The following is a 6,119-nucleotide window of genomic DNA, read 5'->3' as shown; positions in this document are numbered from 1 at the left end:
GCCTTGTACGGCGGGGGAGCGCGCGTGCGTACCGCGGGTGCTGTGAGGTGCGTCCCGAATCGTGGGCGGGTCTGGTAGAGCCGCGGGGCCGTCCGGCATGATCCCCTCGGACAGGACCGAGAGGAGAGGTGACCCATGACGCTCTGGGAGTCGATCGCCGTCCTGGTGGCCGGCGTCGGCGCCGGGATGATCAACGTCATCGTCGGCTCCGGCACCCTGATCACCTTCCCGGTCCTGCTCGCCGTGGGCCTCCCGCCGGTCACCGCCAACGTCTCCAACACCTTCGGCCTGGTCCCCGGCTCGCTCAGCGGCGTGATCGGGTACCGCCGCGAACTGGCCGACCAGGGCCGCCGGGTGCTGCGCCTGGGCACCGCCTCGCTGCTCGGCGGGCTGGTCGGCGCGCTGCTGCTGACCAGGCTGCCGAGCGGGGCCTTCGACGCGATCGTCCCGGTGCTGATCCTGCTCGCGCTCGTCCTGGTGGTGATCCAGCCCCAGGTGGCCAAGGCCGTCGCCGCCCGCCGCCGCCCCGGCGGCGATCCGGACGGTAGCCCGGTGCTGCTGGTCGGGGTCTTCCTGACCGGCATCTACGGCGGCTACTTCGGCGCCGCGCAGGGCGTGCTGCTGATGGCCCTGATGGGCATGCTGCTCCAGGAGGACCTCCAGCGGATCAACGCGGTGAAGAACGCCCTGGCGATGATCGTCAACGCCGTCGCCGCGCTCTTCTTCCTCTTCACCTCGACGGTGAACTGGACCGCCGCCGGTCTGATCGCCGCGGGCTCGCTGGTCGGCGGCCTGGTCGGCGCCAAGGTCGGCCGCCGCCTCCCGCCGACCGCGCTGCGCGGGGTCATCGTGGTGGTCGGCCTCGTGGCCGTCGCCAAGCTGCTGTTGAGTTGAGCAGCCGTCGGATCGTCGGATCGTCAGGCCTGGCAGGCTGTCGGAACGTCGGAAGATCGGAACGTCGGAGGAGTACGCCATGGCCCTGGAGATGCGCGAGAGCTGCGAGCGCTGCGCGGTGTCGCTGACCGCGGACGGCGGCGCCTCGATATGTTCCTACGAGTGCACCTTCTGTCCGGACTGCACCGAGGCCATGGCCGGCGACTGCCCCAACTGCGGCGGCGAGCTGGTGACCCGTCCGCGCCGGAAGGCCGCCTGACACCGGAACACCGGCCGTCCCGGAACCCCGGACAACCCGGAACTCCGGCACCCCGGACCGAACATCCAGCAGGAGCGCGGCGATGAGTAGCAGGGCACGGCTGAACGAGGACGAGATCACGGCCGCCCTGGCGGCGCTGCCCCGGTGGACGCGGGACGGCGACAGCATCGCCCGTACCGCCGACGCCCCGGACTTCCCGGCGGCGGTCCGGGTGGTCGTCGCCGTCGCCGAGCAGGCCGAGGCGCTCGACCACCACCCCGACATCGACATCCGCTGGCGCACCCTGCGCTTCGTCCTGTCCACCCACAGCGCCGGCGGCCTCACCGGGCTGGACTTCACCCTCGCCGCCCGGATCGACGAGGCCCTGCGCGCCGAGTCGGCCTCCTGACGCCGCCGCAGGACCGGGAGGCCCGGGACCGTACGGGCGAGGGCCCGGCCCGCGCCCCCGAGCGGGCGTGAGATGCTGACTGCCGCATCGGCAGGCAGGCGGGGCTCGGGAGGGACGGAACGGATGGCGCAGGAGCCCTTCGGAGACGCCCACCCCCAGCAGCCGTGGCCGCCCCAGGGCCGGCCGGACTGGCAGAGCGGCGGGTACGGCGGGTACGCCGAGCAGCAGCAGCAGCAGGCAGCGCAGCAGGTACCGCAGCAGCCGTCGCAGTGGCCGCCGCAGCAGGGCTACGGCTCGGCCGAGTACGGGCAGCAGCAGCCGCAGTTCGACCAGGGCGGTTACGGGCCCACCGGCTACGACCAGAGCGGGTACGACCAGGCCGGCTACGGCCGGAGCGGGTACGACCAGGCCGGTTACGAGCAGAGCGGTGTCGGCCCGACCGGCTACGTGCAGGGCGGTTACGTCCAGGGCCCGTACGGCGGCGGTCAGGAGCAGTACCAGCCGTACCCGCAGTACCCGGACCACGCGCAGCCGCACCAGCCCTACGCGCCGTACGCCACCCCGCAGCTGCCCGCCGAGGAGGGGCTGTACGTCCCGGCGGGGGCGGAGTACTCGGCGGACGGCTACGTGCACATCGAGGAGGCCGGGCCGGCGCCCGTGCCCGAGGAGTCCACGGAGACCACCCCGGCGCTGGCTCCCGAGCCGCAGGCCGGGCCCGCCGCACGGTCGAGGTCCGCGGCCCGTCGTGGGGGCGGCGGCGGTTCCGGCGCGGGTGAGGTCTCCGGCTCCTCGTTCTCCGCCAAGGCCCGGAAGGCCGCCGACGCGGTGCTGACCGGGGAACACATGCCCAGCCGCAAGGCCCTACTGGTGCGGACCGGCGCCGGGGTGGCCGCGCTGGGAGTGCTGGTGGCGGCCGGGCTGATGGTCGGCGCCGAGGGTGGCGGCAGTGCGGCGGCGAGCAGCGGCGGCGAGCCGGGCTTCGCGGTGGCGCACGACCGGGTGTGGGCCGCGCAGCCGGCCGCGGCCGGCCCGTCCGGGGGCGACGACACGCTGATCGGTGGCTGGCTGCTGGCCGACGCGGTGGTCCGGGCCGACGGCTCCGGGGTGCACGCGTACGACCGGGCGGGCGGCAAGCCGACCTGGTCGGTGGAGCCGCCGGCCGCCGGGGCCGTCCCGTGCGGGCTGTCGGCGGGGGTGAACCCGGCGGGCCTGGGCGCGGCCCTGTTCCGTCCGCAGGCCGATCCGAAGAGCCCCTGCACGCTGGTGACCGCCGTGGACACCAAGACCGGCAAGACCGTCTGGAGCAAGAGCCTCTCGGACGCCAAGGGCGCCTACTCGGCCCGGGTCGGCGTCACCGAGGACAAGGTGATCGCCGTCGGCGACGACCGGGTGCTGGCCTGGGAGTCCGCCGACGGGAAGGACGTCTGGCAGTACACCGGGCAGGGCAAGTTCTGCACCCTGTCCGGCGGCGTCAGCGGCAAGACCGTGCTCGTCGCCTCCTCCTGCGCCGATTCGACCCCCGCCGACCAGGCCGTGGCGCTGAACACCGCGGACGGCAAGGTCGGCTGGTGGCGGGGCCTGAACAACCAGCCGAAGACGGTGACCGTGCTGTCGGCCGAGCCGTCCGTGGTCCTCACCACCGGCGGGAAGCCCGAGGACGACCGGGTGTTCGCCTGGGGCGCGGGCGGCGACCCGGCCGCCGAGATCCCGGTGGCCGTCGACGGCGGCCGGCTGGACGTCGCCCACGGCACGTTTTCGGCCACTCCCGAGGTGTACTTCGAGGGCCGCACGATGGTCACCACCCTGGCCCCGCCGAACGGCGGCGGGCCGATGGCCGCGGTCGGCTACGACCTGGACACCGGCAAGCAGCGCTGGAAGACGCCGACCGCCGCCAAGGGCGCCGTCCGGGCGGTCGGCATCGACGGCGGGTCGCTGGTGCTCGCCGCCGACGAACGCCGCGACCAGCCCGCCCGCCTCAGCCGGTTCCCGCTGGCGGGCGGCCGGGAGGCGACCGGCGGCAACTTCCCGGCCGGCACCGGCTCGCTGCTGATCTCCGGACGGGTGCTCATCGGCGGCGGGCAGGTGGTCGTGGTGCCCGAGCACTCGACCAACTACGGCACGGCGGCGGGGTACCGGGCGAAGGACTGAGGCCCTCCGCCCGGGTGGCCGGCTTCCCCAGGCCGCCTTACGCCGCCTTGTACCGCCTTGCGCTGCGTTACGCCGTCGTACGCCGTCTTACGCCGCGGAGACGGGGCGGCCCGGTACGGCCGGCAGCCAGTCCGCGAGCTCCCGGACCTCCGAGCCGCGCAGACCGAGCGCCAGCATCAGGCTGGCCTGCGGCGTCGGCTCGAACGGGCGGCGCAGCAGCTTCATCCCGGCCTGCTCCGGCGTGCGGTCCGCCTTGTGCTGGTTGTCCTCCGCGCACGCGGCCACGGTGTTCATCCAGCTGTCGGCACCACCGCGCGACCTGGGTTGGAGGTGGTCCACCGTGGTGGCCCGCCGCCCGCAGTACGCGCACAGGTGCCGGTCCCGCGCCAGGACGCCACGCCGCGACCACGGAGCCTGTTGTCGGAACGGCACCCGTACGTACCGTTGCAGTCTGATCACCCGTGGCACCGGGACGGCCACGCCCGTCCCCCGGATCGAGCGCAGCGGATGCGCCTGCTCCACCACCGCCTTGTCCTGGAGCACCAGGACGACGGCGCGCTGGAGCGACACCGTCGTCAGGGGCTCGTAGCTCGCGTTCAGAACCAGCGTGTTGCGCACTCGGCACACCCTTCCCGCGGGCGTGCCACGGCGGCACGACCGTCTCCACACACGTCACTGCCGCCGCACGGCGGTGGAACCACTCTGAATGGGCCCGTAGCCGTCGAACAACGGAATTTCCGGTATCGGGGAGGGGCCCGGGACGGCGGATCGGCCGACCGGGAGGGGTGCCTCGGGAAAACTCGCTGGCCGGAACCGCGTAGGCTCTATCAGGCTGGAGTCGTACCGACCCGGAGCCCGACCGAACCGGGCCAGCACTGGGCGGACGCCCGATCGAAGGAGAAGCGTGACCGTGACGGACATCGTCGACGAGCTGCAGTGGCGCGGGCTGATCGCCCTTTCCACTGACGAGGACGCACTGCGCAAGGCGTTCGCGGACGGCCCGGTCACGTTCTATTGCGGCTTCGACCCGACGGCCCCCAGCCTGCACCTCGGCAACCTGGTGCAGATCCTCACCATGCGCCGCATCCAGCAGGCGGGGAACCTCCCGCTCGGTCTGGTCGGCGGCGCCACGGGCCTGATCGGCGACCCGAAGCCCACCGCCGAGCGCGTGCTCAACGACCCCGAGACGGTGGCCGGCTGGGTCGAGCGCCTGCGCGGCCAGATCTCGCGCTTCCTCGACTTCGAGGGCCCGTACGCGGCGCGCATGGTCAACAACCTGGACTGGACGTCCGGGATGTCGGCGATCAGCCTGCTGCGGGACGTGGGCAAGTACTTCCGGGTCAACAACATGATCGCCAAGGAGGCCGTCGCCCGACGGCTCAACTCCGACGCGGGCATCAGCTACACCGAGTTCAGCTACCAGATCCTCCAGGGCATGGACTACCTGGAGCTGAACCGCCGCTACGGCTGCGCCCTGCAGACCGGCGGCAGCGACCAGTGGGGCAACCTGACCGCCGGCACGGACCTGATCCGCAAGGCCGACGGCAAGTCCGTCCACGCGCTGGCCACGCCGCTGATCGTCAAGGCCGACGGCACCAAGTTCGGCAAGACCGAGTCCGGCACGGTCTGGCTCGACCCCGAGCTGACCACCCCGTACGCCTTCTACCAGTTCTGGCTGAACGCGGACGACCGGGACGTCCCCACCTTCCTGCGGATCTTCAGCTTCCGCTCGAAGGAGGAGGTCGAGGAGCTGGAGCGCGAGACCACCGAGCGCCCGGCCGCCCGCCTCGCCCAGCGCGCCCTCGCCGAGGAGCTCACCACGCTGGTGCACGGCGCGGAGCAGTACGAGCGTGCGGTCGCCGCGTCCAAGGCGCTGTTCGGCCAGGGCGACCTCGCCGACCTGGAGGCCCCGACCCTGGCCGCCGCCCTGGCCGAGGTCCCGAAGGCCGAGGTGTCCGAACTCCAGACGGTGGTCGACCTGCTGGTCGCCGTCGGGCTGTCGCCCAGCCGTTCGGCCGCCCGCCGGACGATCAAGGAGGGCGGGGCCTACCTCAACAACGTCAAGGTGACGGACGAGGAGGCCGTGCCGACCGAGGCCGACCTGCTGCACGGCCGCTGGCTCGTGCTGCGGCGCGGCAAGCGGAACCTGGCGGCGGCGGAGCTGGTCGCCGCCGGCTGACCACCGGTCGACGGCTGGGCCGATTGAGGCGGCCGGTCGAGGCTTGGCTGAAAGCACACCCGCTCTGAGCTGCGGCTTCGAGCACCGAGGGCCGGATCTGGACAGATCCGGCCCTCGACGTTTGACGATGTCGTCCGGGTGGCCTAGTGTTGAACGAGTCGCTGGAGCGGCCACCCCACTCAGCAAGACCCACTCCCACCCTGACCCCCATGAAAATGGGTTCGTTGGCATTGCCTTCTACGGGTGAGTGT

6 protein-coding genes are annotated in these 6,119 nt (G+C 72.9%); 5 read left to right on the top strand and 1 reads right to left on the bottom strand.

Annotated elements, in window-relative coordinates:
* Positions 1-135: 135 nt before the first annotated feature.
* The 4 genes from ACFU6K_RS28420 to ACFU6K_RS28405 all read left to right on the top strand — a co-directional run bounded on the left by ACFU6K_RS28420 (position 136) and on the right by ACFU6K_RS28405 (position 3,689).
* Complete coding sequence (locus tag ACFU6K_RS28420; RefSeq protein ID WP_380667721.1) at positions 136-894, top strand: sulfite exporter TauE/SafE family protein; 759 nt, start codon at positions 136-138, stop codon at positions 892-894.
* Positions 895-973: 79 nt separating this feature from the next.
* Entirely contained in the window at positions 974-1,153 is a 180-nt protein-coding gene (locus ACFU6K_RS28415) for a DUF1272 domain-containing protein (protein WP_380667719.1), read from the top strand.
* Between the two features lie 82 nt (positions 1,154-1,235).
* Positions 1,236-1,541, top strand: a complete 306-nt coding sequence (locus tag ACFU6K_RS28410) for a 4a-hydroxytetrahydrobiopterin dehydratase (protein WP_380667717.1) — start codon at positions 1,236-1,238, stop codon at positions 1,539-1,541.
* Between the two features lie 123 nt (positions 1,542-1,664).
* Positions 1,665-3,689: a PQQ-binding-like beta-propeller repeat protein gene (locus ACFU6K_RS28405; RefSeq protein ID WP_380667715.1), complete on the top strand. Its 2,025-nt coding sequence runs from the start codon at positions 1,665-1,667 to the stop codon at positions 3,687-3,689.
* A gap of 87 nt (positions 3,690-3,776) precedes the next feature.
* On the opposite strand, the gene ACFU6K_RS28400 is transcribed toward ACFU6K_RS28405, so the two are convergent.
* Positions 3,777-4,307 (bottom strand): HNH endonuclease, encoded by a 531-nt coding sequence (locus ACFU6K_RS28400; protein ID WP_380667713.1) that lies wholly within the window; start codon positions 4,305-4,307, stop codon positions 3,777-3,779.
* 292 nt (positions 4,308-4,599) lie between these two features.
* Between ACFU6K_RS28400 and tyrS the strand changes: the two genes are divergently transcribed.
* Positions 4,600-5,868 (top strand): tyrosine--tRNA ligase, encoded by a 1,269-nt coding sequence (gene tyrS, locus ACFU6K_RS28395; protein WP_074002093.1) that lies wholly within the window; start codon positions 4,600-4,602, stop codon positions 5,866-5,868.
* Positions 5,869-6,119 lie beyond the last annotated feature (251 nt).

The sequence above is a fragment of the Kitasatospora sp. NPDC057512 genome (assembly GCF_042802135.1).
Taxonomy (GTDB): domain Bacteria; phylum Actinomycetota; class Actinomycetes; order Streptomycetales; family Streptomycetaceae; genus Kitasatospora.
The sequence above is the reverse complement of the archived record's forward strand: the minus strand, read 5'-3'. Positions and strand labels throughout refer to the sequence as shown.

Bases quoted from the DNA above. Each gene is read 5' to 3' on its own strand.
- ACFU6K_RS28405 (WP_380667715.1), top strand. From the start codon at position 1,665: ATGGCGCAGGAGCCCTTCGGAGACGCCCACCCCCAGCAGCCGTGGCCG.
- ACFU6K_RS28420 (WP_380667721.1), top strand. From the start codon at position 136: ATGACGCTCTGGGAGTCGATCGCCGTCCTGGTGGCCGGCGTCGGCGCC.
- ACFU6K_RS28410 (WP_380667717.1), top strand. From the start codon at position 1,236: ATGAGTAGCAGGGCACGGCTGAACGAGGACGAGATCACGGCCGCCCTG.
- ACFU6K_RS28415 (WP_380667719.1), top strand. From the start codon at position 974: ATGGCCCTGGAGATGCGCGAGAGCTGCGAGCGCTGCGCGGTGTCGCTG.